At 61.0% G+C, this 24,824-nt stretch carries 25 protein-coding genes; 14 read left to right on the top strand and 11 right to left on the bottom strand.

All coding sequences use genetic code 11. From position 1 onward, the window contains the following. Nucleotides 1–9 precede the first annotated feature (9 nt). The 4 genes from rlmH to FBY12_RS25990 form a co-directional block, all read right to left on the bottom strand. Complete coding sequence (gene rlmH, locus FBY12_RS26005) at nt 10–477, bottom strand: 23S rRNA (pseudouridine(1915)-N(3))-methyltransferase RlmH (protein ID WP_003185785.1); 468 nt, start codon at nt 475–477, stop codon at nt 10–12. A gap of 9 nt (nt 478–486) precedes the next feature. Continuing rightward, the gene (gene rsfS / locus FBY12_RS26000; protein ID WP_092277623.1) at nt 487–981 is read right to left on the bottom strand and encodes a ribosome silencing factor; all 495 of its coding nucleotides are present in this window, start codon (nt 979–981) and stop codon (nt 487–489) included. A gap of 72 nt (nt 982–1,053) precedes the next feature. After that, nucleotides 1,054–1,743 (bottom strand): nicotinate-nucleotide adenylyltransferase, encoded by a 690-nt coding sequence (nadD, locus tag FBY12_RS25995; RefSeq protein WP_092277621.1) that lies wholly within the window; start codon nt 1,741–1,743, stop codon nt 1,054–1,056. Between the two features lies 1 nt (nt 1,744). Next, nucleotides 1,745–3,016 carry a glutamate-5-semialdehyde dehydrogenase gene (locus FBY12_RS25990; RefSeq protein ID WP_121732655.1) on the bottom strand — a complete coding sequence of 424 codons (1,272 nt, stop codon included), beginning with the start codon at nt 3,014–3,016 and terminating at the stop codon, nt 1,745–1,747. Between the two features lie 177 nt (nt 3,017–3,193). On the opposite strand from FBY12_RS25990, the gene FBY12_RS25985 reads away from it, so the two are divergent. Both FBY12_RS25985 and FBY12_RS25980 read left to right on the top strand, forming a co-directional pair. After that, complete coding sequence (locus FBY12_RS25985) at nt 3,194–3,892, top strand: DNA-3-methyladenine glycosylase (protein ID WP_145257153.1); 699 nt, start codon at nt 3,194–3,196, stop codon at nt 3,890–3,892. Nucleotides 3,893–4,052: 160 nt separating this feature from the next. Beyond that, nucleotides 4,053–5,369: a bifunctional DedA family/phosphatase PAP2 family protein gene (locus FBY12_RS25980; protein WP_145257150.1), complete on the top strand. Its 1,317-nt coding sequence runs from the start codon at nt 4,053–4,055 to the stop codon at nt 5,367–5,369. Between the two features lie 88 nt (nt 5,370–5,457). Here the strand turns inward: FBY12_RS25980 and FBY12_RS25975 are convergent, their stop codons facing one another. From FBY12_RS25975 to FBY12_RS25965, 3 genes are read right to left on the bottom strand one after another with little or no spacing between them, the layout of a single operon-like run. After that, a complete protein-coding gene (locus FBY12_RS25975; RefSeq protein WP_121732658.1) occupies nt 5,458–6,048 on the bottom strand; it encodes an LON peptidase substrate-binding domain-containing protein in 591 nt (196 codons plus the stop codon). A 10-nt stretch (nt 6,049–6,058) separates the two neighbouring features. After that, nucleotides 6,059–6,775: an LrgB family protein gene (locus FBY12_RS25970; RefSeq protein WP_092277607.1), complete on the bottom strand. Its 717-nt coding sequence runs from the start codon at nt 6,773–6,775 to the stop codon at nt 6,059–6,061. After that, a complete protein-coding gene (locus FBY12_RS25965; protein WP_121732659.1) occupies nt 6,772–7,134 on the bottom strand; it encodes a CidA/LrgA family protein in 363 nt (120 codons plus the stop codon). Before FBY12_RS25965 ends, FBY12_RS25970 begins: the two co-directional genes overlap by 4 nt. Before the next feature lie 194 nt (nt 7,135–7,328). Here FBY12_RS25965 and FBY12_RS25960 point away from each other — a divergent pair, with 194 nt between their 5' ends. The 3 genes from FBY12_RS25960 to FBY12_RS25950 all read left to right on the top strand — a co-directional run bounded on the left by FBY12_RS25960 (nt 7,329) and on the right by FBY12_RS25950 (nt 10,283). Continuing rightward, a complete protein-coding gene (locus FBY12_RS25960) occupies nt 7,329–7,784 on the top strand; it encodes a MaoC family dehydratase (protein ID WP_145257147.1) in 456 nt (151 codons plus the stop codon). Nucleotides 7,785–7,895: 111 nt separating this feature from the next. Then, nucleotides 7,896–9,614, top strand: coding sequence for a C13 family peptidase (locus FBY12_RS25955; protein WP_145257143.1), 1,719 nt, complete (start codon nt 7,896–7,898; stop codon nt 9,612–9,614). Nucleotides 9,615–9,641: 27 nt separating this feature from the next. Continuing rightward, on the top strand, nt 9,642–10,283 hold the full coding sequence (locus FBY12_RS25950; protein WP_092277599.1) for an oxidoreductase: 642 nt from the start codon (nt 9,642–9,644) through the stop codon (nt 10,281–10,283). Nucleotides 10,284–10,399: 116 nt separating this feature from the next. Here the strand turns inward: FBY12_RS25950 and FBY12_RS25945 are convergent, their stop codons facing one another. From FBY12_RS25945 to FBY12_RS25930, 4 genes are all read right to left on the bottom strand, one after another. After that, nucleotides 10,400–10,696, bottom strand: a complete 297-nt coding sequence (locus tag FBY12_RS25945; RefSeq protein WP_145257140.1) for a YceK/YidQ family lipoprotein — start codon at nt 10,694–10,696, stop codon at nt 10,400–10,402. A gap of 6 nt (nt 10,697–10,702) precedes the next feature. Further along, entirely contained in the window at nt 10,703–11,335 is a 633-nt protein-coding gene (gene ubiX / locus FBY12_RS25940) for a flavin prenyltransferase UbiX (protein ID WP_109520683.1), read from the bottom strand. Nucleotides 11,336–11,346: 11 nt separating this feature from the next. Continuing rightward, nucleotides 11,347–12,696 carry a UDP-N-acetylmuramate:L-alanyl-gamma-D-glutamyl-meso-diaminopimelate ligase gene (mpl, locus tag FBY12_RS25935; RefSeq protein ID WP_145257137.1) on the bottom strand — a complete coding sequence of 450 codons (1,350 nt, stop codon included), beginning with the start codon at nt 12,694–12,696 and terminating at the stop codon, nt 11,347–11,349. A 263-nt stretch (nt 12,697–12,959) separates the two neighbouring features. Continuing rightward, nucleotides 12,960–14,879, bottom strand: coding sequence for a sigma-54-dependent Fis family transcriptional regulator (locus FBY12_RS25930; RefSeq protein WP_145257134.1), 1,920 nt, complete (start codon nt 14,877–14,879; stop codon nt 12,960–12,962). Nucleotides 14,880–15,243: 364 nt separating this feature from the next. On the opposite strand from FBY12_RS25930, the gene FBY12_RS25925 reads away from it, so the two are divergent. From FBY12_RS25925 to FBY12_RS25885, 9 genes are all read left to right on the top strand, one after another. After that, a complete protein-coding gene (locus FBY12_RS25925; protein WP_121732662.1) occupies nt 15,244–16,764 on the top strand; it encodes an aldehyde dehydrogenase family protein in 1,521 nt (506 codons plus the stop codon). Between the two features lie 178 nt (nt 16,765–16,942). Further along, nucleotides 16,943–18,391: an ethanolamine permease gene (gene eat / locus FBY12_RS25920; RefSeq protein WP_101208855.1), complete on the top strand. Its 1,449-nt coding sequence runs from the start codon at nt 16,943–16,945 to the stop codon at nt 18,389–18,391. Between the two features lie 73 nt (nt 18,392–18,464). Then, nucleotides 18,465–19,859 (top strand): ethanolamine ammonia-lyase subunit EutB, encoded by a 1,395-nt coding sequence (locus FBY12_RS25915; protein ID WP_121732664.1) that lies wholly within the window; start codon nt 18,465–18,467, stop codon nt 19,857–19,859. An 8-nt stretch (nt 19,860–19,867) separates the two neighbouring features. After that, nucleotides 19,868–20,692, top strand: coding sequence for an ethanolamine ammonia-lyase subunit EutC (gene eutC / locus FBY12_RS25910; RefSeq protein ID WP_145257131.1), 825 nt, complete (start codon nt 19,868–19,870; stop codon nt 20,690–20,692). 113 nt (nt 20,693–20,805) lie between these two features. Then, nucleotides 20,806–21,267, top strand: coding sequence for an N-acetyltransferase (locus FBY12_RS25905; RefSeq protein ID WP_145257128.1), 462 nt, complete (start codon nt 20,806–20,808; stop codon nt 21,265–21,267). A gap of 354 nt (nt 21,268–21,621) precedes the next feature. Next, complete coding sequence (locus FBY12_RS25900; protein ID WP_092277581.1) at nt 21,622–22,278, top strand: DedA family protein; 657 nt, start codon at nt 21,622–21,624, stop codon at nt 22,276–22,278. Nucleotides 22,279–22,288: 10 nt separating this feature from the next. Continuing rightward, on the top strand, nt 22,289–23,101 hold the full coding sequence (locus FBY12_RS25895; RefSeq protein WP_101208856.1) for a zinc-dependent peptidase: 813 nt from the start codon (nt 22,289–22,291) through the stop codon (nt 23,099–23,101). A gap of 113 nt (nt 23,102–23,214) precedes the next feature. Beyond that, the gene (gene ppa / locus FBY12_RS25890; RefSeq protein ID WP_028620880.1) at nt 23,215–23,742 is read left to right on the top strand and encodes an inorganic diphosphatase; all 528 of its coding nucleotides are present in this window, start codon (nt 23,215–23,217) and stop codon (nt 23,740–23,742) included. 247 nt (nt 23,743–23,989) lie between these two features. Further along, nucleotides 23,990–24,727 (top strand): helix-turn-helix transcriptional regulator, encoded by a 738-nt coding sequence (locus FBY12_RS25885; protein ID WP_145257125.1) that lies wholly within the window; start codon nt 23,990–23,992, stop codon nt 24,725–24,727. The last annotated feature ends 97 nt before the right edge of the window (nt 24,728–24,824 follow it).

Raw genomic sequence — 24,824 nt, 5'->3', positions numbered from 1 at the left:
AGGGCAGAGCTACTTGTGGTAAGGGTGGCCGGACAGGACTGTCCAGGCACGATACAACTGTTCGCCGATGAGAATCCGCACCAGCGGATGCGGCAACGTCAGCGGCGACAACGACCAGCGCTGGTCAGCCCGCGCACAGACTTCCGGCGCCAGCCCTTCGGGGCCACCCACCATGAAGTTGACCGTGCGCGAATCGAGCCGCCAGCGATCGAGTTCGACCGCCAGTTGCTCGGTGCTCCAGGGCTTGCCGTGGACTTCGAGGGTGACAATCCGCTCGTTCGGCCCGACTTTCGCCAGCATGGCTTCGCCCTCCTGACGGATGAAGCGCGCCACGTCGGCGTTTTTGCCACGGGTGTTGAGCGGAATTTCCACCAGTTCCAGCGCCAGCTCGGACGGAAGACGCTTGGCATATTCATGCCAGCCTTCTTCCACCCATTTCGGCATGCGTGAACCGACGGCGATCAGTCGCAGTCGCACAGCAATCCCTTACAACTGGTCTTTGTTGAGCTTGGTGAAATGCTCGTGGGTGTTTTCCGGGCTGTGGTGAGCAGCGCTGGCAGAACGGCTCTGCTCGGCACCGGCCCACAGACGCTCGAGGTCGTAGAACTGACGCGCCGAGGCGGTCATCATGTGCACGATCACGTCGTCCATATCCAGCAGGACCCAGTCGCTGTCGCCCTTGCCTTCTTCACCCAGTGGCTTGACGCCCAGGGCTTTGACGGCTTCGCGAACCTTGTCGAGCATCGCGCCGATCTGGCGGTTGGACGTACCGGTAGCGATGATCATGTAGTCAGTGATGCTCTGCTTTTCGCGAACGTCGATGACCTGGATGTCCTGGCCCTTGACGTCTTCCAGGGCTGCAACGGCAACCTGGACCAGCGCATCACCCTTCAGCGGCTCGGTAGTCAATACCGGCTCAGGCAGCGGAGCGCTCTTGAACGTGCCTTTGCGTTTTACTTTAGTTACGTCTTTGTTCGTCATATAAAACTCGTTTTGCTCGTATGTTCGGGCGCTTCGGTTCACGCGTTCACGTGTGTTGAAGCGCACCCTTTTTCAGTTCGACGCACGGTACAGACCGTGCGCATCGATGTAGGCCAGGACCGCGTCAGGCACCAGGAAACGTACCGACTTACCGCTGGCCAGCAGTTGACGGATCTGGGTGGCGGATACCGCGAGCGGCGTCTGCCAGACGAATGCAATCTGTCCGCTCGGCCCTTTGAGGGCCAGCGGGTCGCTCACCGAGCGCGCCGCCAACAGATTGCGCAAGGCATCCGGCGGTTCGCTGTCGGCATCCGGGCGTTGCAGCACCAGGATGTGGCAATGCTGGAGCAATTCTTCCCAGCGATGCCAAGTGGGCAGGCCGCAAAATGCGTCCCAGCCCAAAAGTAGAAAAACCTGGGTGTCTGCGGCCATTTCGGCACGCATCAGCTCCAGGGTATCGATGGTGTAGGACGGTTTGTCCCGCTGCAATTCGCGGGCGTCCACCACCAACGGCGCCACACCGGCCACCGCGCACTCGACCATCGCCAGCCGGTCCTGCGCCGACACTTGCGGCGTGCTCCGATGAGGCGGCCTGGCACTGGGTGTCAGTCGCAGCTCATCGAGGCCCAGGTATTCGGCGACTTCCAGCGCACCGCGCAAATGGCCGATGTGCACCGGGTCGAACGTTCCGCCCAGCACGCCAATGCGCCGAGGCCCAGCCTCACCGGGAATGTCCGGGGCTGACGGGTCGAGGTCGGCCAAGTCAGACCGACTCCTGTCCGCGCAACTGGCCGTCACCGACCACGATGTACTTCTCGCAGGTCAACCCTTCGAGGCCGACCGGGCCGCGGGCGTGCAGCTTATCAGTAGAAATGCCAATCTCGGCACCCAATCCGTATTCAAAGCCATCGGCGAAGCAGGTCGGCGTGTTGATCATCACCGACGAGGAGTCCACTTCAGCGACAAAACGCCGGGTCTCGGCGAGGTTTTCGCTGACGATCGAATCGGTGTGATGCGAGCCATGCCGGTTGATGTGCTCGATCGCCTGGTCGAGTCCGTTGACCACGCGGATCGACAGGATCGGCGCCAGGTATTCGGTGTTCCAGTCTTCTTCGGTCGCGGCCAGCACATCGACGATTGCCCGCGTGCGCTCGCAACCGCGCAGCTCGACGCCTTTTTCGCGGAACTGGGCAGCCATCAACGGCAGGAAATCTTTGGCAACGATTTGATCGACGAGCAATGTCTCCATCGCGCCGCAAATGCCATAACGGTAGGTTTTGGCATTAAAGGCGATGCGCTGGGCTTTCGGCAGATCGGCATGGGCACTCACGTAAACGTGGCAAATGCCATCCAGATGCTTGATCACCGGCACACGCGCGTCGCGGCTGACCCGTTCGATCAAGCCTTTGCCACCGCGCGGGACGATCACGTCAACGTACTCGGGCATGGTGATCAGCGCACCGACGGCGGCACGGTCGGTGGTTTCGACCACTTGCACCACGGCGGCCGGCAGCTCGGCTTCGGCGAGACCACGCTGGATGCACGCGGCAATGGCGCGATTGGAGTTGATCGCTTCGGAGCCGCCGCGCAGGATCGTCGCGTTACCCGACTTCAGGCACAGGCTGGCGGCGTCGATGGTCACGTTCGGCCGCGATTCGTAGATGATCCCGATCACGCCCAGCGGCACGCGCATTTTGCCGACCTGAATCCCCGAAGGACGAAAGCTCATGTCGCGGATCGCACCGACCGGGTCCGGCAGCGCCGCCACCTGGCGCAAACCGACGATCATGCTGTCGATGCGCGCCGGGGTCAGCGCCAGACGTTCGAGCAATGCTGCTTCCAGACCATTGGCGCGACCGGCGGCCAGGTCCAGCTCATTGGCCGTCGTCAGTTCGTCGCGCGCAGCATCCAGCGCATTGGCAGCGGCCTGCAAAGCGCGGTTTTTCTGCGCGGTGCTGGCACGGCCGATGATGCGCGAAGCTTCGCGGGCAGCGCGACCCAGGCGGGTCATGTAGTCGAGGACGGACTCAGTCATTGTCGGATGGGGTCTTGGCAAAGATGAAAGCGGCAGATTATAGCTGTCGTGTCCCCTGACTAACAGCGGTGACGGGCGGATGGTCGAAATGGAGCGCAAATTGCCGACGTTCAGCCGTGATTAAGCTGCAAATTGTTATCATCGGCGCTCAATCAGCCTTGATAAACGCCGTTCATCATGTCCAACCTGACTGTTCGCGCTTCTGCATCCCCCCTGCCTACGGGGTTGCCGGACGCTTTTTTCGATCGCGACGCACAAATCCTCGCCCGAGATCTGCTCGGCAAAGTCATCCGCCATCGGGTCGGCGATTTGTGGCTGAGCGCGCGAATTATTGAAACCGAAGCGTATTACTTCGACGAAAAAGGCAGCCATGCCTCGCTCGGCTACACAGAAAAGCGTAAGGCTTTGTTTCTGGATGGCGGGCACATCTATATGTATTACGCGCGTGGCGGCGACTCGCTGAACTTCAGCGCGCACGGGCCGGGCAACGCCGTGCTGATCAAATCCGCGTACCCATGGGTCGATGAGTTGAGCGGCCCGGCGGCGCTCGCGCAAATGCTCTTGAACAACCCCGACGCCAGCGGCCGCCCTCGCCCGTCACAGAAACTCTGCGCCGGCCAGACATTGCTGTGCAAGGCACTGGGATTGAAAGTGCCGATGTGGGACGCCAAGCGGTTTGATCATGAACTGCTGCTGGTGGAGGACGTTGGGGCGACGCCGACAGGCATTATTCAAACCACGCGATTGGGCATTCCGCTCGGGCGAGATGAGCATTTGATGTATCGGTTTGTGGACGCGGCGTATGCGCCGTACTGCACGCGGAACCCGCTGCGACGGGGGCAGGTCGAAGGTCGCGATTATTTTTTATTGTCTTGAATCACAGCTGATCCCTGTGGGAGCGAGCTTGCTCGCGATGGCGGCGTGTCAGACAACATCATTTCGTCTATCAGTCCGCTATCGCGAGCAAGCTCGCTCCCACACGGGTCTGTGGTGTTTTGTAGATCGCATGAATTAAACATTCAATGGAGTGGCAGGTATGGGCCCATGGCTCGATAGCATCACCGGCTGGTTGACAGTCAATCCGCAGTGGCTGGCCGCTGCCGTGTTTATCGTTGCCTGCGTGGAATGCCTGGCGATTGCCGGGCTCATCGTACCGGGCACGGTTTTGCTGTTTGCCGTGGCCGTGCTGGCCGGCAGCGGTGCGCTGTCGTTGGGGGAAACGCTGTTGCTGGGCTTCCTCGGCGGGATCCTCGGGGACGTCGTGTCGTACTTCCTCGGCCGCCACTTCCACCAGAACATCAGGCGCCTGCCGGGTTTGCGCCATCACCCGGAATGGATCGCCGGCGCCGAGGCGTACTTTCAGCGCTACGGCATCGCCAGCCTGCTGGTCGGGCGTTTCATCGGCCCGCTGCGGCCCATGCTGCCGATGGTTGCCGGGATGTTCGACATGCCGTTCCCGCGCTTCGCCGCCGTCAGCCTGCTGGCCGCCGCTGGTTGGAGCATCGCCTATCTGCTGCCCGGCTGGGCCACCGGGGCGGCGCTGCGTTTGCCGTTGCCGGAAGGTTTCTGGCCGCAGGCAGGCATTGTCGCCGGCAGCATCGCGGTGATGATCGGCATCAGCGTCACCAGCAGCCTGCGCCGGCATCGTCACGCCAGCGCTTATATCGCCAGCCTCGGCGTGGCGATTTTGTTCGGATTGTTCATCGGTTATCCATACCTGACCGCGCTCGACCAGGGCCTGATGGCGCTGGTGCAGGAGCACCGCAACCCGATGATCGATGAAATCGCGGTGACGTTCACGCTGATCGGTGAGTTCCGCAACATGCTGATGTTCAGCGCCCTGCTGACCATTTTGCTGGTGCTGACGCGGCAATGGCGCCAGGCGATTTTCGCTGGCGGTGCGCTGTTAACCACGGCGCTGGCCAACACCGGCAGCAAGCTGTTTTTCGCCCGTGTGCGCCCGGAAGTGTTGAGCGAACCGTTGACCAGCTACAGCATGCCCAGCGGCCACGCCTCGGGGGCTTTTGCGCTGTTTCTGGTACTCGCAGTGCTCGCCGGTCGCGGCCAACCACCGCGCATGCGCCTGACCTGGCTGTTCATTGCTTGCCTGCCGGCGCTGTCGATTGCCTTGTCGCGGGTTTATCTGGGCGCGCATTGGCCGACCGATGTACTGGCCGGCGCGATGCTCGCCGCGTGCGTGTGCGCCGCCAGCCTGTGGCTGAGCCAACGGCGTACTTCGCTGAACGCCATGGCTTTCAGGGTCTGGTGGCTGATATTGCCGTCGCTGCTGGCGCTGTTCGCCTTCTTCGCCCTGCGCCATTTGCCGCACGCGATGCTGCGCTACGCCTACTGAAGCTCAAACAATTGCAGCCGATCGCAACCCTGTAGCAGCTGCCGAGCAGCGCGAGGCTGCGTTCGGCTGCGCAGAAGTCGCCACGCCCTCAGGCAAACAACTCGCCTTGCAACTCATCCAGCAACGCTTGAATCGCATCCAGCCTTTGCTGTGGATCATCGAGTTGCAGCAGGTCGATCTTGTCGACCTCGGCAAATGGCAGCAGATAAGCCAGCTGGTTGGCCAATGACTGCTGCCCGGTGGCCTCGGTGCCCATGTTCAGCGCCTCGACCATCGGGTGCTCGGCGAGCGCTTTGAGCAGCGCCACCAAATCGGCGTCTTCGTCCTGCAACGGTTGCTCCGGCTCATCTTCCAGCCATTCGACGTCGGCGACGGTCAGGTTGTCGCGCTGCACTTCGGCGCGCAATACCTGGAAACGCCGGCCGCCCTGCACGCGAATCCCCAGCAGGCCGTTGTCCTGTTGTTTGAAGTCGGTGATCCGCGCTTCGCAGCCGACCAGCGCATAACCGGCTGGGGCGATCCCGACTTCTTCGCCATCCAGAATGCACACCACGCCGAAGCCGCTGCCCTGTTTCATGCAGCGGCCGATCATGTCCAGATAACGTGCCTCGAAAATCTGCAGATCGAGGATACAACCCGGAAACAGCACCGTGTTCAGCGGAAAAAGCGGCAAGCTCATTGACATTTCCTTACACCACCATCGACACCGCCAACGGCAGAAAAACCGCCGTGGCCACTCCCATCAGACTCATCGCCAGCGCCGCGAAGGCGCCGCATTCTTCACTTTCCTGCAGGGCCACCGACGTACCGACGGCGTGGGCAGTCATGCCCAGCGCCATACCCCGCGCCTCTGGGCTATGGACACCAAGGCGGGTCAAAAGACTCGGTCCGAAAATCGCCCCGATCACCCCGGTGATCAGCACAAACACCGCCGCCAGCGCCGCGACGCCGCCGATCTGCTCGGCGACCAGCATGGCAATCGGCGAAGTCACCGACTTCGGCGCCATCGTCATCAGGATCATGTGCTCGGCGCCAAAGCTCCAGCCGAGCAACACGCCCATGCCCGTGGCCACCACGCCGCCTATCACCAGCGTAGTAAATATCGGCCAGAACAACTGCCGAATGCGCCGCAGGTTCAGATACAGCGGCACCGCCAGCGCCACCGTGGCCGGCCCGAGCAGAATACTGAGAATCTCGGTGCTCTTGCGGTACTCGGCGTAGGTCACGCCGCAAAGCAGCAGCACGCCGATCACCAGCAACATCGAGACCAGCACCGGTTGCAGGAACATCCAGCGGGTTTTCTCGAACGCCGCGAGCACCAGTTGATAAGCGCCGAGCGTGATGCCGATGCCGAACAGCGGATGATGAATCACCGAATCCACGGCGCCCTGCCAATCGACAATCATGGGCGCTCCTCGTGGTGCGCGCGGCGCTTGACCATGCGCTGCATCAGCACGCCGACGAAAGCCATCGACAACACCAGCGATAACACCAGCGCACCAGTAATCGCCCAGAAATCCGCGGCAATGTCCTTGGCGTAGACCATCACCCCGACCGCTGGCGGCACCAGCAGCAATGGCAGATAACGCAGCAGACTGCCGGCGGCGAGGTTCAGCGGCTCACCGACTTCGCCACGGCAAATCAGGAACACCAGCAACAGCAGCAGGCCGACAATCGGCCCCGGCAGCACCGGCAAAAACAGGTGGTTGATGGCTGTGCCCAGCAATTGGAACAGCACCAGCCAGGTCAGGCCACGTAGCAACATCCGGCATCTCCCCTCACTCGCCCCTCCCAGCAGGGGCCCGGCATTATAAGCACGCCGAGGCTATAGACCGGCATTCGCCAAAAGCATGGTCGGTTGACCGGAGCAAATCGCCATGGTGATCTAAAGTGGTTCACAGGGAGGCCCGAGCCGCCCACCTCAAAACTATAAAATCGATGAACCCAAGGAGAGTCTCAATGCCCTATGTTCCCGTTGCAGAGCTCAAAGATTATGTCGGCAAGGAACTCGGATGTTCCGAATGGCTCACCATCGATCAGGAGCGTATCAACCTGTTCGCCGAAGCCACCGGGGATTATCAGTTCATTCACGTCGACCCGGTCAAAGCCGCGCAAACGCCATTTGGCGGTACCATCGCCCACGGTTTCCTGTCGCTGTCGCTGATCCCCAAATTGATGGAAGACATCCTGATCCTGCCGGAAGGTTTGAAGATGGTCGTCAACTACGGCTTGGACAGCGTGCGGTTCATCCAGCCGGTCAAGGTCAATTCGAAGGTGCGACTGAAGGTCGAACTGACCGATGTCACCGAGAAAAAACCCGGCCAATGGCTGCTCAAGGCCACCGCGACCCTTGAGATAGAAGGCTCGGATAAACCGGCCTATATCGCCGAACCGCTGTCGCTGTGTTTCGTCTGACGCATCCAGATGCGAAGCAGCTCACGCTGTTTCGCGACTCTGTCGATTCGCTCGCTATATAAGGACGCATAGCTGCGGCATACTCGGTCGCCTAATTGCCCGGATCCCGCTATGCGCTCACTTGCACTCCTCGCTTTGACCCTGTTGCTCACCGCTTGCGGCGATGGTGAATCGCTGTTGTCGCCCGACGCCCGCCTGCCGGACGGCGGACGCTATCGCGGCGATCTGGTCGACGGGTTGTTGCAGGGCCAGGGCCGCATCGACTACCCGAATGGCAGTTGGTACGCCGGCGAATTCGACAAGGGCCAGTGGCACGGTCAGGGCGAATGGCACGGCAGCAACGGCGAGGTCTATCGCGGGCAATTCCAGCAAGGACTTTTCGACGGCCAGGGTGCGCTGACCACCAATGGCAGCAGCTACACCGGCGGTTTCAAGCTCGGCCGGCGCGAGGGCGAAGGTACCCTCAAAGAAAACGGCATGACCTATCGGGGCGAGTTCAAGGCTGATCAATATTCCGGCCTGGGGCGGCTCGAACTCGACGACGGCAGTTCGTATCAGGGCCAGTTCGCCCACGGCAAACCCAACGGCGAAGGCCAGCGCGGCGACGCCAGCGGCAACCAGTTCAGCGGCCATTTCGTCAACGGCCAACTGGAAGGCAACGGCACCTTCAACAGCGCCGATGGCGATATCTACGTCGGCGGTTTCAAGGAAAACCAGCTCAGCGGCAAGGGTCGCTACGAAAACGCCGATGGCGATGTCTGGATCGGCCAGTTCAAGGAAGGCGCGCTCAGCGGCAAAGGCGAGTTGATCGGCGCCGATGGCAGCCATTACGTCGGCCAGTTCAGCGACTGGCGCTTCACCGGGCCGGGCCGCTTGAACCTCGCTGATGGCAGTTTCTACGTCGGCGGTTTCGACGCCGACGCCTATTCCGGCCGTGGCACCCTGGTGCTGACCGACGGCTCGGTGCTCAGCGGCACGTGGATCAACGGCCAGCGCGTGCGCGACGCCGATGGCAAGTTACTGCCCGACACCCTTGAACTCGGTTTGCTGGCCCAGGGCCGCTTGCTCGATGAAGCGCTGGCCAACGTGCCCGCCTCGACGTCGGCGGTCGAGCTGTACACCCTGACACTCGGTGGCGACGGCAAGCAAAGCGTGTTCCTGCGTGAATCCGACTACGTCGCCAACATGCTCGCCAGCCGCTTCGGCGCGCGCGGGCAGATTCGTCTGGTCAACCACCGCGAACACCTCAGCGATCGGCCGATGGCCACCCGCGAAAACCTGCGCCGCGCCGCGCAGACGCTGGCCGAACGCAGTGGCCCGGAGGACTTGCTGTTCATCTACCTGACCAGCCACGGCACCAGCGAACACGAACTGGTGCTCGACCAGCCGCGCATGGAGCTGGCCGACCTGCCCGCCGACGAATTGGCCGCGGTGCTCGCGCCGCTGAAAAATCGCGACAAGATTATCGTCATCTCTGCGTGTTATTCCGGTGGCTTCATTCCGGCACTCAAAGATGAACGAACGCTGATCATGACTGCCTCAAGAGCTGACAGAGTGTCTTTCGGCTGTTCGGAAGAGGCCAACTTCACCTATTTCGGCGACGCCCTGTTCGCGCAGGCCTTGAACCAGACCGATGATCTGGAGCAGGCCTTCAAACTGGCCAAGGCCACCGTTGCCGAGCGTGAGCTGGCGGACAACTTCGAAGCCTCGGAACCACAGATCTGGGCGCCGAAAACCGTGATCTCGCACTGGCAACTCTTGCGCAAGCAACAGGCACGAAAGGCATTACAAAGTGCTGCTATCAGCAGCAAGGATGCGAAGAGCAACTAAGCTGAACAGTATCAAGGGGGAAACACTATGTACTTGACGCCTCAGCATGTATTGCTTGCCGGAGCTACCGGATTAACTGGCGAACACTTGCTTGATCGCCTGCTCAACGAGCCAACGATTACACGGGTATTGGCACCTTCACGCCGGCCATTGGCCGAGCACCCTCACCTGGAAAATCCGGTCGGCGACCCAGCGGTGTTCTTGCCGCAACTCAATGGTCGCGTCGACATCGCCTATTGCTGCCTCGGCACCACAATCAAACAGGCAGGCTCGGAGCAAGCGTTTCGCGCGGTCGATCTGGACATGGTCGTGGCGTTTGCCAAACGTGCGCGGGACATGGGCGCGCGGCATCTGATCGTGATCAGTGCGTTGGGGGCTGATCCGAAATCATCGATTTTCTACAATCGGGTCAAAGGCGAAATGGAACAAGCCTTGCGCGCGCAGGATTGGCCGCAACTGACCATTTGCCGACCTTCGCTGCTGCTCGGTGACCGGGTCGAGCCGCGTCTGGCCGAGCAATTCGCCGGCCCGTTGTCGCGGTTGATCCCCGGCAAATATCACGGCATCGAAGCCTGCCAACTGGCCCGCGCGATGTGGCGCCTGGCGCTGGAAGAACAGGATGGCGTGCGAGTGGTCGAGTCGGATGAATTGCGCAAGCTGGGCAAGTAATTCCGCGGCGTCTGGCAGGACGCCATCGCGAGCAGGCTCGCTCCCACAGGGTTCTGTGTCGCTCACACATCCACTGTGGGAGCTAGCTTGCTGGCGATTGAGCGCGAAGCGCTCTGTTACAACCCGCCAGTCGCCTGAAAACTCACGCCGATCACGGTGAGCAGCGACAACGGCAACAACAGCGTATCGAGCAACGCACTGCCCGGCAGGTCCAGCCCCGGATAACTCGGCGCTTCAGCGCCAAACCGATCCATCGCACAACACCCGCCGTTCATCGCGTACAGATCCAGCCGCGTTCCCGAATACACCACTGGCGCCCCCGGTTTGGCGGCATCGAGCGTGCGCGCCGTGGCGCAACCGGACAATTGCAACACCAGCAGCATCGCCACAACCGCAGCCAGCAGCTTACTCATCACTGCTTACTCATCACTGCTTAAATGATGCTCGCCCCAGCGCGGCAGCATGTCTTGAGGGATGTTCAGCAGGTTGAGAATCCGCGCGACGACGAAGTCGATCAGGTCGTCGATGGTTTGCGGCTGGTGATAAAAACCCGGCGACGCCGGCAGGATCGTCACGCCCATGTTCGACAACTTGAGCATGTGCTCCAGATGAATGCTCGAATACGGCGCCTCACGCGGCACCAGAATCAACTGGCGGCGCTCCTTCAACGTGACGTCGGCGGCGCGTTCGATCAGGTTATTGCAGGCGCCGGTAGCGATCGCCGACAAAGTCCCGGTCGAACACGGCACCACCACCATCGCCGCCGGCGCGCCGGAGCCCGAGGCCACTGGCGACATCCAGTCTTCCTTGCCGTACACCTTGATCTGCCCGGCAGCCGCGCCGGTGTATTCGGTGAGGAAGGCCTGCATCATTTGCGGTTTCGGCGGCAGCGTGACATCGGTTTCGGTGGCCATGACCAACTGTGCAGCCTTGGAAATCAGGAAGTGCACCTCGCGATCTTCACGCACCAGGCAATCGAGCAGGCGCAAACCGTACTGCGCGCCGGACGCGCCGGTCATCGCCAGGGTGATGCGTTCCGGGCCATGGCTCATCACGGCGCCGCTCATTGCAGCGCCTCGGCGAGTTTGCCGTGCAGGCCGCCGAAGCCGCCGTTGCTCATGATCACCACGTGCGTGCCGGGCTGTGCCTGGCTTTTCACCCGTTCGATGATGCCTTCCAGCGAATCGCTGACAATCGACGGCACCGTGCACAGCGCCGCAGTGCCAGCCAGATCCCAGCCGAGGTTGGCCGGCGCGTACCAGATCACTTGATCGGCATCGACCACGCTTTCCGGCAAACCGTCACGGTGCGCGCCGAGCTTCATCGAGTTGGAACGCGGCTCGATGATCGCAATCAACGGCGCATCGCCGATTTTCTTGCGCAAGCCGTCCAGCGTGGTGGCAATGGCGGTCGGGTGGTGGGCGAAGTCGTCGTAAATGGTGATGCCGCGCACTTCGGCGACTTTTTCCATGCGCCGCTTCACGCTTTTGAACGCGCTCAACGCGGCGATGCCCATCGACGGCACAACGCCGACATGCCGCGCCGCCGCCAATGTCGCCAAGGCATTGGCAACGTTGTGCTGGCCGGTCATGTCCCACTCGACCACGCCTTGCGCGACGCCTTCGAACATCACTTCAAACTTCGAACCGTCTTCGCTGAGCAACTTGACCTGCCACTGACCGCCAGCGCCGGTCGTCTGCACCGGGGTCCAGCAGCCCATGTCGATCACGCGTTGCAACGCCGGCTCGGTGGTCGGATGAATCACCAGGCCTTCACTCGGAATGGTGCGCACCAAGTGATGGAATTGCCGCTCGATGGCCGGCAGATCGGGGAAGATGTCAGCGTGATCGAACTCAAGGTTGTTGAGGATCGCGGTGCGCGGGCGGTAGTGAACAAATTTCGAACGCTTGTCGAAGAACGCGCTGTCGTATTCGTCGGCCTCGATGACGAAGAACGGCGTGTCACCTAGACGCGCGGACACCGAGAAATTCTGCGGCACGCCGCCGATCAGGAAACCCGGGCTCATGCCAGCGTGTTCCAGCACCCAGGCGAGCATGCTGCTGGTGGTGGTTTTGCCGTGCGTGCCGGCGACGGCCAGCACCCAGCGATTCTGCAGCACGTGATCGGCCAGCCATTGCGGGCCGGAAACGTAGGGCAGGCCTTTGTTCAGCACGTATTCGACAGCCGGGTTGCCGCGCGACATGGCGTTGCCGATGACCACCAGATCCGGCGCCGGATCAAGCTGCGCCGGGTCATAACCCTGGGTCAGCTCAATGCCTTGCGCCTCGAGTTGAGTGCTCATCGGCGGATAGACGTTGGCATCGGAGCCGGTGACGTGGTGGCCCAGCTCTTTGGCCAGAACCGCCATCGAACCCATGAAAGTGCCGCAGATACCAAGAATATGAATGTGCATAGTCGACCTCGTAAAACATCGCCGCAGGTTAGCGTAGGGTGGCGAAATTCGCACTCTTTAGCTGAGACCGGCTTAGCTGAGATCGGCGCACCCCTCTGTGGCGAGGGGGTTCACCCCCGTTGGGCTGCGCAGCGGCCCCCCGAATCTGCAGCTGCAGTTTGCCAGGCACAGTGCGAATCGAGATTTACGACTGCTGCGCAGCCGAACGGGGGTAAACCCCCTCGCCACAAAAGCCGCTAGCAGACGATGTGGGGTTGAGGTCATCACGCGGAACGGGCGATGTTGTGTTTGCGCAGCTTTCTATAGAGGGTATTGCGGCTGACGCCAAGTTGTTCGGCGGTGTGAGTCATGTGCCAGCGCTGCTGCTCCAGCGCATTGAGCAATGCCAAGCGCTCTGCATCGTCTAGCGGGAATTCGGAAGGCTCTTCCACTACCGTCGCAACCGCCGGCCGTGCCTGACGAATCATCGCCGGCAGATCTTCCAGCCCGACTCGTCCGCCATCACACAGCGCCGCCAAAGTGCGCAGCACATTACGCAACTGCCGCACGTTCCCCGGCCAGGCAAAAGCAAGCAAGGCCTGACGCGCCGGTTCGTCGATCAGCACGGTTTCGCCGCCCGCCTCTTCCGCCAGCAGAAAATCCAGCAACTGCGATTTATCGCTGCGTTCACGCAGCGCCGGCAGCGCCACTTCCAAACCATTCAAGCGGTAATACAAATCCTCGCGGAAGCTGCCATCGTTCACCCGGTCGAGCAAATTGCGGTGGGTCGCGCTGATTATTCTGACGTTGACCGACTCCGGTTCGCCGCCAATCGGCACCACTTGCCGATCCTCCAAAACGCGCAGCAAGCGCGTCTGCAACGCCAGTGGCATGTCGCCGATTTCATCAAGAAACAACGTGCCGCCATCCGCCTGCTGCAACTTGCCGCGCATGCCTTCCTTGCGCGCGCCGGTGAAACTGCCGCCGCGATAACCGAACAATTCGCTTTCGATCAGGCTTTCGGGGATGGCCGCGCAATTCAGCGCGACGAAAGATTTCGGCGCGCGCTGGCTGGCCTGATGCACGGCTTTGGCGAAGGCTTCCTTGCCGGAACCGGTTTCGCCATTGATCAGCAACGGCACGTCACGCTCGAATACGCGCAAGGCTTTGCGGAAGTTCTCTTGCAACGCCGCATCGCCGAGACAGATGCCCGACAAACGTGGACGCTCGGCCAGCAGCGGTTGCCCCGGCGCGGGCGCGGGAATACTGCGTGGCTGGCCGCGCAGCACCGCGAACAGATTGCGCCCGTCGCGCGTGCGCAACGGCCAACTGGCGCTGGCATTGGCGCTGGCGCGGCCGAGCAATTGGTCCAGCGAGCAATCGAAAAACGCTTCCACCGGTTTGCCCAGCAGCCCGCCGCGAATATGCCCGAGCAGGTTCAGCGCACTTTGATTGACCGCGCTGATCCGCCCTTCGCCGTCAAACGCCAGCAGCCCTTCGCTGAACAGTCCGACCGATTCGGCCTGCAAGTGAAAACGCAGCAGCCATTGATTGTCGAAGTAACGCAGGAAATAACAGCTCTCGATCATCTTCGCCGACAGATTGACCAGCGCCATGGTGTGAAACTGGCTCTGGCGCGAAACGTCGTGGCGCGCCGATGACACGTCGAGCACGGCGAGCAGTTCGCCATGCGGGTCGAACACCGGGCTCGCCGAGCAGGTCAGGCCGGTGTGGCGGCCGCGAAAATGTTCGTCCTGATGGATGGTCAGCGCCTGCCGCTCGACCAGGCAGGTGCCGATGCCGTTGGTGCCTTCGCAGGCTTCGCTCCAGTCGGCGCCGAGCCAGAGCCCGGCACGCTCGAAAATCTGCCGCTCGGCGGGGGCGGTAACACAATTGAGGATGACCCCGCGCGCATCGGTCAGCAGCACGGCGTGGCCGGCGCCGGAGAGTTGCTGGTGCAGGCTGGTCATTTCGCTGCCGGCAATCTGCAGCACTTGCTGCAAACGTTCACGGCTTTCGAGCACGCGGCCATGTTCGAGCACGGTCGGCGCCATGGTCAGCGCCGGGTCGAGGTGATAATCCTCAAGGCAGCGCAGCCACGAACGGGCAATCGACGGATCGCTGCCGGGGCCGTGCAGGTGCGATTTGCCCTGGGTGACGGTCAAGACTTGTCGGGCATGGCGACTTAAATGGTTGTCGTGCATTTCTTATTGTTCTCCCCGAGCGGTCACATAACCTGTAGGAGCTGAGCTTGCTCAGCTCCTACAGGTTATGCAGCAGCCATCAAAGTTGCTTTCATTGCAATGACTGGGTTCCGAGCATCCTCCACGTCGGCGTGCATTGCAATGCTGGCAAGACTCATCAGTCACGCGCTGTGCCACAAGCGGTACAAACTGTCACCCACGCTGTACCAAACCCGCGACAGCGCGCTTCCGCCCGTCCGACAAAACCTGGCCAACCCCTTGGTTTCATTGCGCCGCAAGGCAGTGGCCCGACCTTTGCTCTACGCTTATGGCAGGCGCACATGCGCTCTCCCTTATAAGCACAAAAGCCAAGGAGAACTTCACCATGCGTTACGCTCACCCCGGTACTGAAGGCGCTATCGTTTCGTTCAAGAGCAAATACGGTAACTACATCGGCGGCGAGTTCGTCGCGCCTGTCAAAGGTCAGTACTTCACCACCACTTCGCCAGTCAATGGCCAACCGATTGCCGAATTCCCCCGCTCCACGGCTGAAGATATCGACAAAGCCCTCGACGCCGCCCACGCCGCTGCCGATGCCTGGGGCGCCACTTCCGCCCAGGCGCGTTCGCTGGTGCTGCTGAAAATCGCTGATCGTATCGAAGCGAATCTGGAAGTCCTGGCGATCACCGAATCCTGGGACAACGGCAAAGCCGTGCGCGAAACCCTCAACGCCGACATCCCGCTGGCGGCCGATCACTTCCGTTACTTCGCCGGTTGCCTGCGTGCGCAGGAAGGCAGTGCTGCCGAAATCGACGGCAACACCGTGGCGTATCACATTCACGAACCGCTGGGCGTGGTCGGGCAGATCATCCCGTGGAACTTCCCGATCCTGATGGCCGCGTGGAAACTCGCCCCGGCCCTCGCTGCCGGTAACTGCGTGGTGCTCAAGCCTGCCGAGCAAACGCCGCTGGGCATCACCGTGCTGATGGAACTGATCGGCGACTTGCTGCCGGCCGGCGTGCTCAACGTCGTGCAAGGCTTCGGCAAAGAGGCCGGCGAAGCGCTGGCCACCAGCAAACGCATCGCCAAAATCGCCTTCACCGGTTCGACGCCGGTCGGCTCGCACATCATGAAATGCGCCGCCGAAAACATCATTCCGTCCACCGTGGAGCTGGGTGGCAAGTCGCCGAACATCTTCTTCGAAGACATCATGCAAGCCGAGCCGAGCTTTATCGAAAAAGCCGCCGAAGGTCTGGTGCTGGCGTTTTTCAACCAAGGCGAAGTCTGCACCTGCCCTTCCCGCGCGCTGGTTCAGGAATCGATTTACGACGAGTTCATGAAAGTCGTGATGAAAAAAGTCCTGCAAATCAAACGCGGCGATCCGCTGGACACCGACACCATGGTCGGCGCGCAGGCCTCCGAGCAGCAATTCGACAAAATCCTTTCGTACCTGGAAATTGCCAAGGGCGAAGGCGCCGAGCTGCTGACCGGCGGCAAAGTGGAAAAACTCGAGGGCAATCTGGCGACCGGGTATTACATCCAGCCGACCCTGCTCAAGGGCACCAACAAAATGCGCGTGTTCCAGGAAGAAATCTTTGGCCCGGTGGTGAGCATCACCACGTTCAAGGATGAAGCCGAAGCGCTGGCCATCGCCAACGACACCGAGTTCGGCCTCGGCGCCGGGCTGTGGACTCGTGACATCAACCGCGCCTACCGCATGGGCCGCGCGATCAAGGCTGGTCGGGTCTGGACCAACTGCTATCACCTGTACCCGGCGCATGCGGCGTTTGGCGGTTACAAAAAGTCCGGCGTCGGCCGTGAGACGCACAAAATGATGCTCGATCACTATCAGCAGACGAAAAATCTGCTGGTGAGTTACGACATCAATCCGCTGGGCTTCTTCTGATTCGGCGCGGCTCCGCGTAACGGCCATCGCGGGCAAGCCTCGCTCCCACAGGATTGGGTTCCTCCTGTGGGAGCACGGCTTGCCCGCGACGGCAGTCGTCCAGTTGCCGACGTTGCGAGCGTTAACTCTCCCGCCCTCACCACTGCGGGTCAAAAACAATAAGAACAGGTGAACTCTTATGCCTAGCGATCAAACGGGAGTTCCGGCTACCGGCTCCTCCGTCGACTTCGAAAAAGTCGGCTCCGAATACTTCCAGCAACGCGAACTTAAAAAGGGTGCCGCCGGTTGGGTTCTGCTGGTCGGGCTCGGCGTTGCTTACGTCATCTCCGGCGACTACGCCGGGTGGAATTTCGGCCTCGCCCAAGGTGGTTGGGGCGGCATGTTTCTGGCCACGTTGCTGATGGCCACCATGTACCTGTGCATGTGCTTTTCCCTCGCTGAACTGTCCTCAATGATTCCTACCGCCGGCGGTGGCTACGGTTTTGCCCGCAGCGCATTCGGGCCGTGGGGCGGATTTCTCACCGGCACCGCGATCCTCATCGAATACGCCATCGCGCCAGCGGCGATTGCCGTGTTCATCGGCGCCTATTGCGAGTCGCTGTTCGGCATCGGCGGCTGGATGATCTATCTGGCGTTCTACATCATCTTCATCGCCATCCACATATTCGGCGTCGGCGAAGCATTGAAACTGATGTTCGTCATCACCGCCGTCGCCGCACTGGCGCTGGGCGTTTTTCTGGTGGCGATGGTGCCGCACTTCAACGTGGCCAATCTGCTCGACATTCCCGTGACCGACGCCAAGGGCGCCAGCACTTTCCTGCCCTTCGGTTACGTTGGCGTCTGGGCGGCGATCCCCTACGCGATCTGGTTTTTCCTCGCGGTCGAAGGCGTGCCGTTGGCCGCCGAAGAAACCAAAAACCCCAAGCGCGACCTGCCCCGTGGCCTGATCGGCGCGATGCTGGTGCTGGTGAGTTTTGCCCTGTTGATCCTGGTCATCGGCCCGGGCGGCGCGGGTGCCAATGCCTTGTTGACCTCGGGTAATCCGCTGGTCGAAGCGTTGAGCAAAGCCTACGGCGGTTCAACGTGGATGGGTTCTTTCGTCAACCTCGTCGGTCTGGCCGGGCTGATTGCCAGTTTCTTCTCGATCATCTACGCCTACTCGCGGCAGATCTTTGCCCTGTCCCGCGCCGGTTACCTGCCACGCAAACTGTCGGAAACCAATAAAAGCAAAGCGCCGGTGCTGGCGTTGATCATCCCCGGCATTATCGGTTTTGGCCTGTCGTTGACCGGCCAAGGCGATCTGCTGATTCTGGTGGCGGTGTTCGGCGCGACGATTTCCTACGTGCTGATGATGGCGGCGCACATCACCCTGCGCATCCGTCGCCCCAAAATGGACCGTCCGTACCGCACGCCGGGCGGCATTTTCACTTCCGGCGTCGCGCTGGTTCTGGCGTGCATCGCTGTGGTGGCGGGGTTTCTGGTGGATCCACGGGTGGTCATCGGCGCGGCGATCATCTATGGAGTGTTAATTGCTTACTTTGCTTTCTACAGTCGTCATCACTTGGTAGCAGGCACGCCCGAAGAGGAATTCGCGGCAATTCAGCAAGCGGAAGAAGCCTTGCACTGACCGCCGCACCTCTCGGCGCAAACTTCGGCGCAGCCCTGAAATCACAGGGGCTGCGCCGTCACGGAGAATCTGTATGGCTAGTTTTGCTCACACGGTCGGCGCCCAGACTTACCGCTTCGACAGCCTCAAAGACGTCATGGCCAAGGCCAGCCCGGCGCGTTCCGGGGACTTTCTGGCCGGCGTGGCCGCGCTCAACGACGGCGAGCGAGTGGCCGCACAAATGGCCTTGGCCGACATCGCGCTGACGCATTTCCTACAGGAAGCACTGATCCCATACGAGGCCGATGAAGTCACCCGGCTGATCATCGACACCCACGACAAACAGGCTTTCGCCGTGGTCAGCCACCTGACCGTCGGCGGTTTTCGCGACTGGTTGCTCAGCGATGCCGCCGACGAACAGAGCCTGCGCGCCCTCGCCCCCGGCCTGACCCCGGAAATGGTCGCCGCCGTGTCGAAAATCATGCGCGTGCAAGACCTGGTGCTGGTGGCGCAGAAGATCCGCGTGGTCACCCAATTTCGCGGCACCATGGGCCTGCGCGGCCGCTTGTCCACACGCCTGCAGCCCAACCACCCGACCGACGAACCGGCCGGCATCGCCGCGAGCATTCTCGACGGCCTGCTCTACGGCAACGGCGACGCGATGATCGGCATCAACCCGGCCACCGACAGCATCGCCTCGATCTGCGCGATGCTGGAAATGCTCGACGCGATCATCCAGCGCTACGACATTCCGACCCAGGCCTGCGTGCTGACTCACGTCACCACTTCCATCGAAGCGGTGAACCGTGGCGTGCCGCTGGACCTGGTGTTCCAGTCGATTGCCGGCACCGAAGCGGCCAACGCCAGTTTCGGCATCAACCTCAATCTGTTGCAGGAAGGTTACGACGCGGGGCTCAGCCTCAATCGCGGCACCCTCGGGCAAAACCTGATGTATTTCGAAACCGGCCAGGGCAGCGCCTTGTCGGCCAATGCCCACCACGGCGTCGATCAACAGACCTGCGAAACGCGCGCCTACGCCGTGGCGCGACATTTCAGACCGTTTCTGGTGAACACCGTCGTAGGATTTATCGGCCCGGAATACCTCTACAACGGCAAACAGATCATCCGCGCCGGCCTCGAAGATCACTTCTGCGGCAAATTGCTCGGCGTGCCGATGGGCTGCGACATCTGCTACACCAACCACGCCGAAGCCGATCAGGACGACATGGACACCCTGCTGACCCTGCTCGGCGTGGCCGGCATCAACTTCATCATGGGCATCCCCGGCTCCGACGACATCATGCTCAACTACCAGACCACCTCGTTCCACGACGCACTCTACGCGCGCCAAACGCTTGGTTTAAAACCGGCGCCGGAGTTCGAGCAGTGGCTGGAGAAAATGGGCATCTTCACCCAGGCTGACGGCAAGATTCAGTTCGGCAACAGTCTGCCGCCGGCCTTCCGCCACGCCTTGGCGCAATTGGGATGAGTGTTGAAATGGATAAACCACCCGTTGATCCGCAGAACCCGTGGCTGCAATTGCGCAACCTGACGCCGGCGCGGATTGCCCTCGGTCGCACCGGCACCAGCATGCCCACCGGCGCGCAACTGGATTTCCAGTACGCCCACGCGCAGGCCCGCGATGCGGTGCATTTGCCGTTTGACCACGGCGCAATCAGCGCCCAACTGGCCGAACGTGGACGCGAGAGTTTGTTGTTGCACAGCGCCGCCACCGACCGAAACAGCTATTTGCAGCGCCCGGACCTCGGGCGCAAGTTGGATGATCAGTCGGCGCAAACCCTGCGTGATTACGCGGCGGCGCATCCCGGCGGAGTCGATCTGGTAATCGTGGTCGCCGATGGTTTGTCGGCGCTGGCCGTGCACCGGCACACCTTGCCGTTTCTGACGCGCATGGAAGAACAGGCTGGCGCCGACGGCTGGTCGCTGGCGCCGGTGATGTTGGTGGAACAGGGCCGAGTCGCCGTGGCAGACGAGATCGGCGAACTGCTCGGCGCAAAAATGGCGGTGATCCTGATTGGCGAACGCCCCGGCCTCAGCTCGCCGGACAGTCTGGGTTTGTACTTCACCTACAACCCGAAGGTCGGCCTCACCGATGCCTATCGCAATTGCATTTCCAACGTCCGATTAGAAGGCCTCAGCTACGGCATGGCGGCGCACCGTTTGCTGTATCTGATGCGCGAAGCCTGTCGGCGTCAGTTGTCGGGGGTCAATCTGAAGGACGAAGCACAACTTCAGACGCTGGACTCGGAAAACGCCACCGACATGAAGGGAAATTTCCTACTCAGCCCGCCGCAGCCCTGAACCGTTTCCGCATTGCGTTTCTGCTCCGGTTTCAGGCAGGATCGACGCACGGCTGCCCGGGTAGATCGCCGTCAGCGCACGTGAAGACAGCCACTTGAAGACGAGAACAATCAATGCGGATTATTCAAGCGACCCTCGAACATCTGGACCTCCTGACCCCGTTGTTCGTCAAATATCGTGAGTTTTACGGCTCCCTGCCCTATCCGGACTCGTCCCGGGCGTTCCTCGAAAAACGCCTGCGCCGCAAGGAATCGGTGATTTACCTGGCGCTGTCCGATGACGACAACAACAAGCTGATGGGTTTTTGTCAGCTGTACCCGAGCTTTTCCTCGCTGTCGCTGAAACGTGTGTGGATCCTCAATGACATCTACGTCGCCGAAGACGCGCGCCGCCAACTGGTCGCCGATAACCTGATCCGCACCGCAAAGAAAATGGCCAAGGAAACCCACGCCGTGCGCATGCGTGTGTCGACCAGCAGCGACAACGAAGTCGCGCAGAAAACCTATGAGTCGATCGGGTTCAAGGAAGACACCGAATTCAAGAACTACGTGCTGCCGATCAGCGACGAGCTGTAACACTTTCAGCGCGGCGAGCGGCTTGTAGCGAAGGCGCTTTTGTGGCGAGGGGGCTTGCCCCCGTTCGGCTGCAAAGCAGTCGTAAAACGATACAACGCGCTGTAGATGCAGGGGCCGCTTTGCGCCCAACGGGGGCAAGCCCCCTCGCCACATGAGTTCATACCTGCAAAGTCTGGCGTGAGCCATGGGTCGCACCGTGACATCCCCCGCTACAAACTCGACACGCTTTTGAGTGTTCCCACCGTATAATCCCGAGCTTCCCGGCTTGTAAGAAAAACTACACCTGCTTGTAGCCTTACATGAAGTCATACGCACAGGTCTGCCGAGTCGGACCGCCTCAACAGGTGCCCCTCCATGGATTTCAACCCGATCGACCTTATCCTGCATCTCGATGTGTATCTCGACATGCTGGTGACCAATTACGGGCCATGGATCTACGCCATCCTGTTTCTGGTGATCTTCTGCGAGACCGGGCTGGTGGTAATGCCGTTCCTGCCGGGCGATTCCCTGCTGTTTATTGCCGGCGCGGTAGCGGCCGGTGGCGGCATGGACCCGGTGCTGTTGGGTGGCCTGCTGATGTTGGCGGCGATCCTCGGCGACAGCACCAATTACGTGATCGGCCGAACCACCGGAGAGAAGCTCTTCAGCAACCCCAATTCGAAAATCTTCCGCCGCGATTACCTGCAAAAAACCCACGATTTCTACGATAAGCACGGCGGCAAAACCGTCACTCTCGCGCGGTTCCTGCCGATCATCCGCACGTTTGCGCCATTCGTCGCCGGTGTGGCGAAGATGCCTTATCCACGCTTTTTCGGCTTCAGCGTCCTCGGCACGATTCTTTGGGTCGGTGGCCTGGTGACCTTGGGTTACTTCTTCGGCAACGTACCGTTCATCAAGAAAAACCTGTCGCTGCTGGTCGTCGCCATCATCCTGCTATCGCTGGTGCCGATGATCATCGGCCTGGTCCGCAGCCGTTTCGGCGGTTCGAGCTCCAAAGCCGAAACCCGCTAAGCGCCGGTCTATGTGGTCCCTGAGCGCCTGGCGTCGCCGGCGTATTCTGGCCAGACACCCGATTGCCGACGACGTATGGCAGCGGGTGCGCCAGCACTTGAGTTTCCTCGACGGCCTCAGCGCCGCCGAAGACCAATGGCTGCGTGAAGCCTGCGTGCTGTTCCTTGACGCCAAACACCTGACCGCGCTGCCCGGCGTCGAACTGCATCAGGAGCAACGCCTGTTGCTCGCCGCGCAAGCGCAATTGCCGCTGCTCAATCTTGGCGAGCTGAACTGGTATCAGGGTTTCCACGAAATCGTGTTGTATCCCGACGACTTCCTCAGCCCGCAGCGCCATCGGGACGCCAGCGGCGTCGAACACGAATGGGACGGCGAGCACAGCGGCGAGGCCTGGCAGCAAGGCCCGGTGATTCTCGCCTGGCCGGGCGTGATGGCCAGCGGCGGCTGGGAAGGTTACAACCTGGTGATCCACGAACTGGCGCACAAACTCGACATGCTCAACGGCGATGCCAACGGCCTGCCACCGCTGCACCCGAGCATGCGCGTCAGCGACTGGGCGAGCGTGATGCAACAGGCCTTCGACGACCTGAATCGGCAACTCGACCACGACCCCGACGCCGAAACCGCGATCGACCCGTACGCCGCCGAAAACCCCGCCGAATTCTTCGCGGTCACCAGCGAATACTTCTTCAGCGCTCCGGATTTGCTCCACGAGGCTTATCCGCAAGTCTACGAGCAGCTGATGCTTTTCTATCGCCAGGATCCGCTGGCCCGGCTGCGGCAACTTCTCGCCGAGAACCCGGTCTATCAGGCACACGACTAAGATCTCTACGACCTCTGGTACGTGGCGTCGCCGGCAGAATATGCCTATAATCGCCGCCACTTTTTGGTCAATCCGGCCAAGTGTTTTTGGTCAACTAACGGGGGCACCGCCCAATGAGCTACAGCAAGATTCCGGCTGGCAAAGACCTGCCGAACGACATCTACGTCGCGATCGAGATCCCGGCCAACCACGCGCCGATCAAATACGAAATCGACAAAGACAGCGATTGCCTGTTCGTTGACCGTTTCATGGCCACCCCGATGTTCTACCCGGCCAACTACGGTTTCATCCCTAACACTCTGGCTGACGACGGTGATCCCCTCGACGTGCTGGTCGTGACCCCTTACCCGGTTGCTCCAGGCTCGGTGATCCGCGCGCGTCCAGTCGGCATCCTGCATATGACCGACGACGGCGGCGGCGATGCCAAAGTCATCGCAGTGCCACACGACAAGCTGTCCCAGCTGTACGTCGACGTGAAGGAATACACCGATCTGCCGCCACTGCTGCTGGAACAGATCAAGCACTTCTTCGAGAACTACAAAGACCTCGAAAAAGGCAAATGGGTGAAGATTGAAGGTTGGGGCGACGCAGAAGCCGCTCGCACCGAGATCATGAAGTCGGTTGCTGCTTACAAAGGCTGAAAACGGTAGCTGCAGGCTTTGAGCTGCAAGCTGCAAGCTGCAAGCTGCAAGAAGAACCCCGGTGATCCGGGGTTTTTTGTGGGCGTTGATAACAGCGCTGGCAAACGTGGCGTTTAAGGATTTTCTTGTACGGTTTTTGGCTGTGTAGCGTTCCTTAAAACCGGCTTACATCCAGTCGTAAAATTCCCGCGCAATTTGAACAGTTCGTTTATTCAAAGCCCTCGTCAGCGCCCGTAGACTCGCGCTCATGAAAAAAAACACTAGCGGTCCACGGTTTAAAGCGCTGCTCAAAGCAGCGAATATCACGACGACAGGATTCGCCGACTTCCTGGACACCCCTCCGCAAAATGTACACAACTGGTACACCCGCGGAGTGCCCGCCTACTGCATGGAAGAAGTCGCGCGCAAACTGTCAGTCCACAGCACCTGGTTGAAAACCGCCGAAGGGCCGAAAGACCTGTGCCTGATCGACGAGACCGGCAACCTCTACGACGCCCAGGCGATTCGCGGCTCCTACACCGTGGTCGAACCGACCGACGTCGAACTGCCCTTCTATAAAGAAGTGGCCATTTCCCCCGGTTCCAACAAGACTCACGTGATCGAAGACGACAGCCAACCCATGCGCCTGTCGCGCAGCGATCTCGACTCACTGGAAATCAACTACAAGGACGCCATCTGCGCCCACATGATCGGCAACAGCATGGCCGAGAAAATCGAAGACGGCTCGATCATCGCAATCGATCGCGGCTTGACCCAGATCGTCGACGGCGAAATCTACGCGATCGAACACGACGGCATGTTGCGGATCAAATACCTGCACCGCATGCCCGGCAACGGCCTGCGATTACGCAGCCACAACAGCGCGCAATACCCGGACGAAGTGTTCCGCGCGGCGCAGACCGAAGAGCAAAAGATCCACGTGCTGGGCTGGGTGTTCTGGTGGTCGACACTGCACAAACGACGGCCGCCATTGCCATTCCTGTAACACATTGCTCTGTAGCAGCTGGCGAAGCCTGCGTCCGGCTGCGCAGCAGTCGTAAATCCGCTAATCGCGGTCATTCAGTCACACCGGGGGCCATGAC

It is taken from the genome of Pseudomonas sp. SJZ131 (assembly GCF_007828705.1).
Classification (GTDB): domain Bacteria; phylum Pseudomonadota; class Gammaproteobacteria; order Pseudomonadales; family Pseudomonadaceae; genus Aquipseudomonas; species Aquipseudomonas prosekii.
Note: the sequence above shows the minus strand (reverse complement) of the source record. Positions and strands in the feature narration are given on the sequence as shown.

Coding starts and splice junctions, on each gene's coding strand:
- FBY12_RS25905 (WP_145257128.1), top strand. CDS start 20,806: ATGCGGATTATTCAAGCGACCCTCGAACATCTGGACCTCCTGACCCCG.
- FBY12_RS25950 (WP_092277599.1), top strand. CDS start 9,642: ATGTACTTGACGCCTCAGCATGTATTGCTTGCCGGAGCTACCGGATTA.
- FBY12_RS25955 (WP_145257143.1), top strand. CDS start 7,896: ATGCGCTCACTTGCACTCCTCGCTTTGACCCTGTTGCTCACCGCTTGC.
- eutC (WP_145257131.1), top strand. CDS start 19,868: ATGGATAAACCACCCGTTGATCCGCAGAACCCGTGGCTGCAATTGCGC.
- eat (WP_101208855.1), top strand. CDS start 16,943: ATGCCTAGCGATCAAACGGGAGTTCCGGCTACCGGCTCCTCCGTCGAC.
- FBY12_RS25965 (WP_121732659.1), bottom strand. CDS start 7,134: ATGTTGCTACGTGGCCTGACCTGGCTGGTGCTGTTCCAATTGCTGGGC.
- ubiX (WP_109520683.1), bottom strand. CDS start 11,335: ATGAGCCATGGCCCGGAACGCATCACCCTGGCGATGACCGGCGCGTCC.
- FBY12_RS25900 (WP_092277581.1), top strand. CDS start 21,622: ATGGATTTCAACCCGATCGACCTTATCCTGCATCTCGATGTGTATCTC.
- FBY12_RS25945 (WP_145257140.1), bottom strand. CDS start 10,696: ATGAGTAAGCTGCTGGCTGCGGTTGTGGCGATGCTGCTGGTGTTGCAA.
- FBY12_RS25985 (WP_145257153.1), top strand. CDS start 3,194: ATGTCCAACCTGACTGTTCGCGCTTCTGCATCCCCCCTGCCTACGGGG.
- FBY12_RS25885 (WP_145257125.1), top strand. CDS start 23,990: ATGAAAAAAAACACTAGCGGTCCACGGTTTAAAGCGCTGCTCAAAGCA.
- FBY12_RS25980 (WP_145257150.1), top strand. CDS start 4,053: ATGGGCCCATGGCTCGATAGCATCACCGGCTGGTTGACAGTCAATCCG.
- FBY12_RS25925 (WP_121732662.1), top strand. CDS start 15,244: ATGCGTTACGCTCACCCCGGTACTGAAGGCGCTATCGTTTCGTTCAAG.
- FBY12_RS25895 (WP_101208856.1), top strand. CDS start 22,289: ATGTGGTCCCTGAGCGCCTGGCGTCGCCGGCGTATTCTGGCCAGACAC.
- FBY12_RS25960 (WP_145257147.1), top strand. CDS start 7,329: ATGCCCTATGTTCCCGTTGCAGAGCTCAAAGATTATGTCGGCAAGGAA.
- rsfS (WP_092277623.1), bottom strand. CDS start 981: ATGACGAACAAAGACGTAACTAAAGTAAAACGCAAAGGCACGTTCAAG.
- FBY12_RS25990 (WP_121732655.1), bottom strand. CDS start 3,016: ATGACTGAGTCCGTCCTCGACTACATGACCCGCCTGGGTCGCGCTGCC.
- FBY12_RS25915 (WP_121732664.1), top strand. CDS start 18,465: ATGGCTAGTTTTGCTCACACGGTCGGCGCCCAGACTTACCGCTTCGAC.
- FBY12_RS25930 (WP_145257134.1), bottom strand. CDS start 14,879: ATGCACGACAACCATTTAAGTCGCCATGCCCGACAAGTCTTGACCGTC.
- FBY12_RS25970 (WP_092277607.1), bottom strand. CDS start 6,775: ATGATTGTCGATTGGCAGGGCGCCGTGGATTCGGTGATTCATCATCCG.
- ppa (WP_028620880.1), top strand. CDS start 23,215: ATGAGCTACAGCAAGATTCCGGCTGGCAAAGACCTGCCGAACGACATC.
- mpl (WP_145257137.1), bottom strand. CDS start 12,696: ATGCACATTCATATTCTTGGTATCTGCGGCACTTTCATGGGTTCGATG.
- FBY12_RS25975 (WP_121732658.1), bottom strand. CDS start 6,048: ATGAGCTTGCCGCTTTTTCCGCTGAACACGGTGCTGTTTCCGGGTTGT.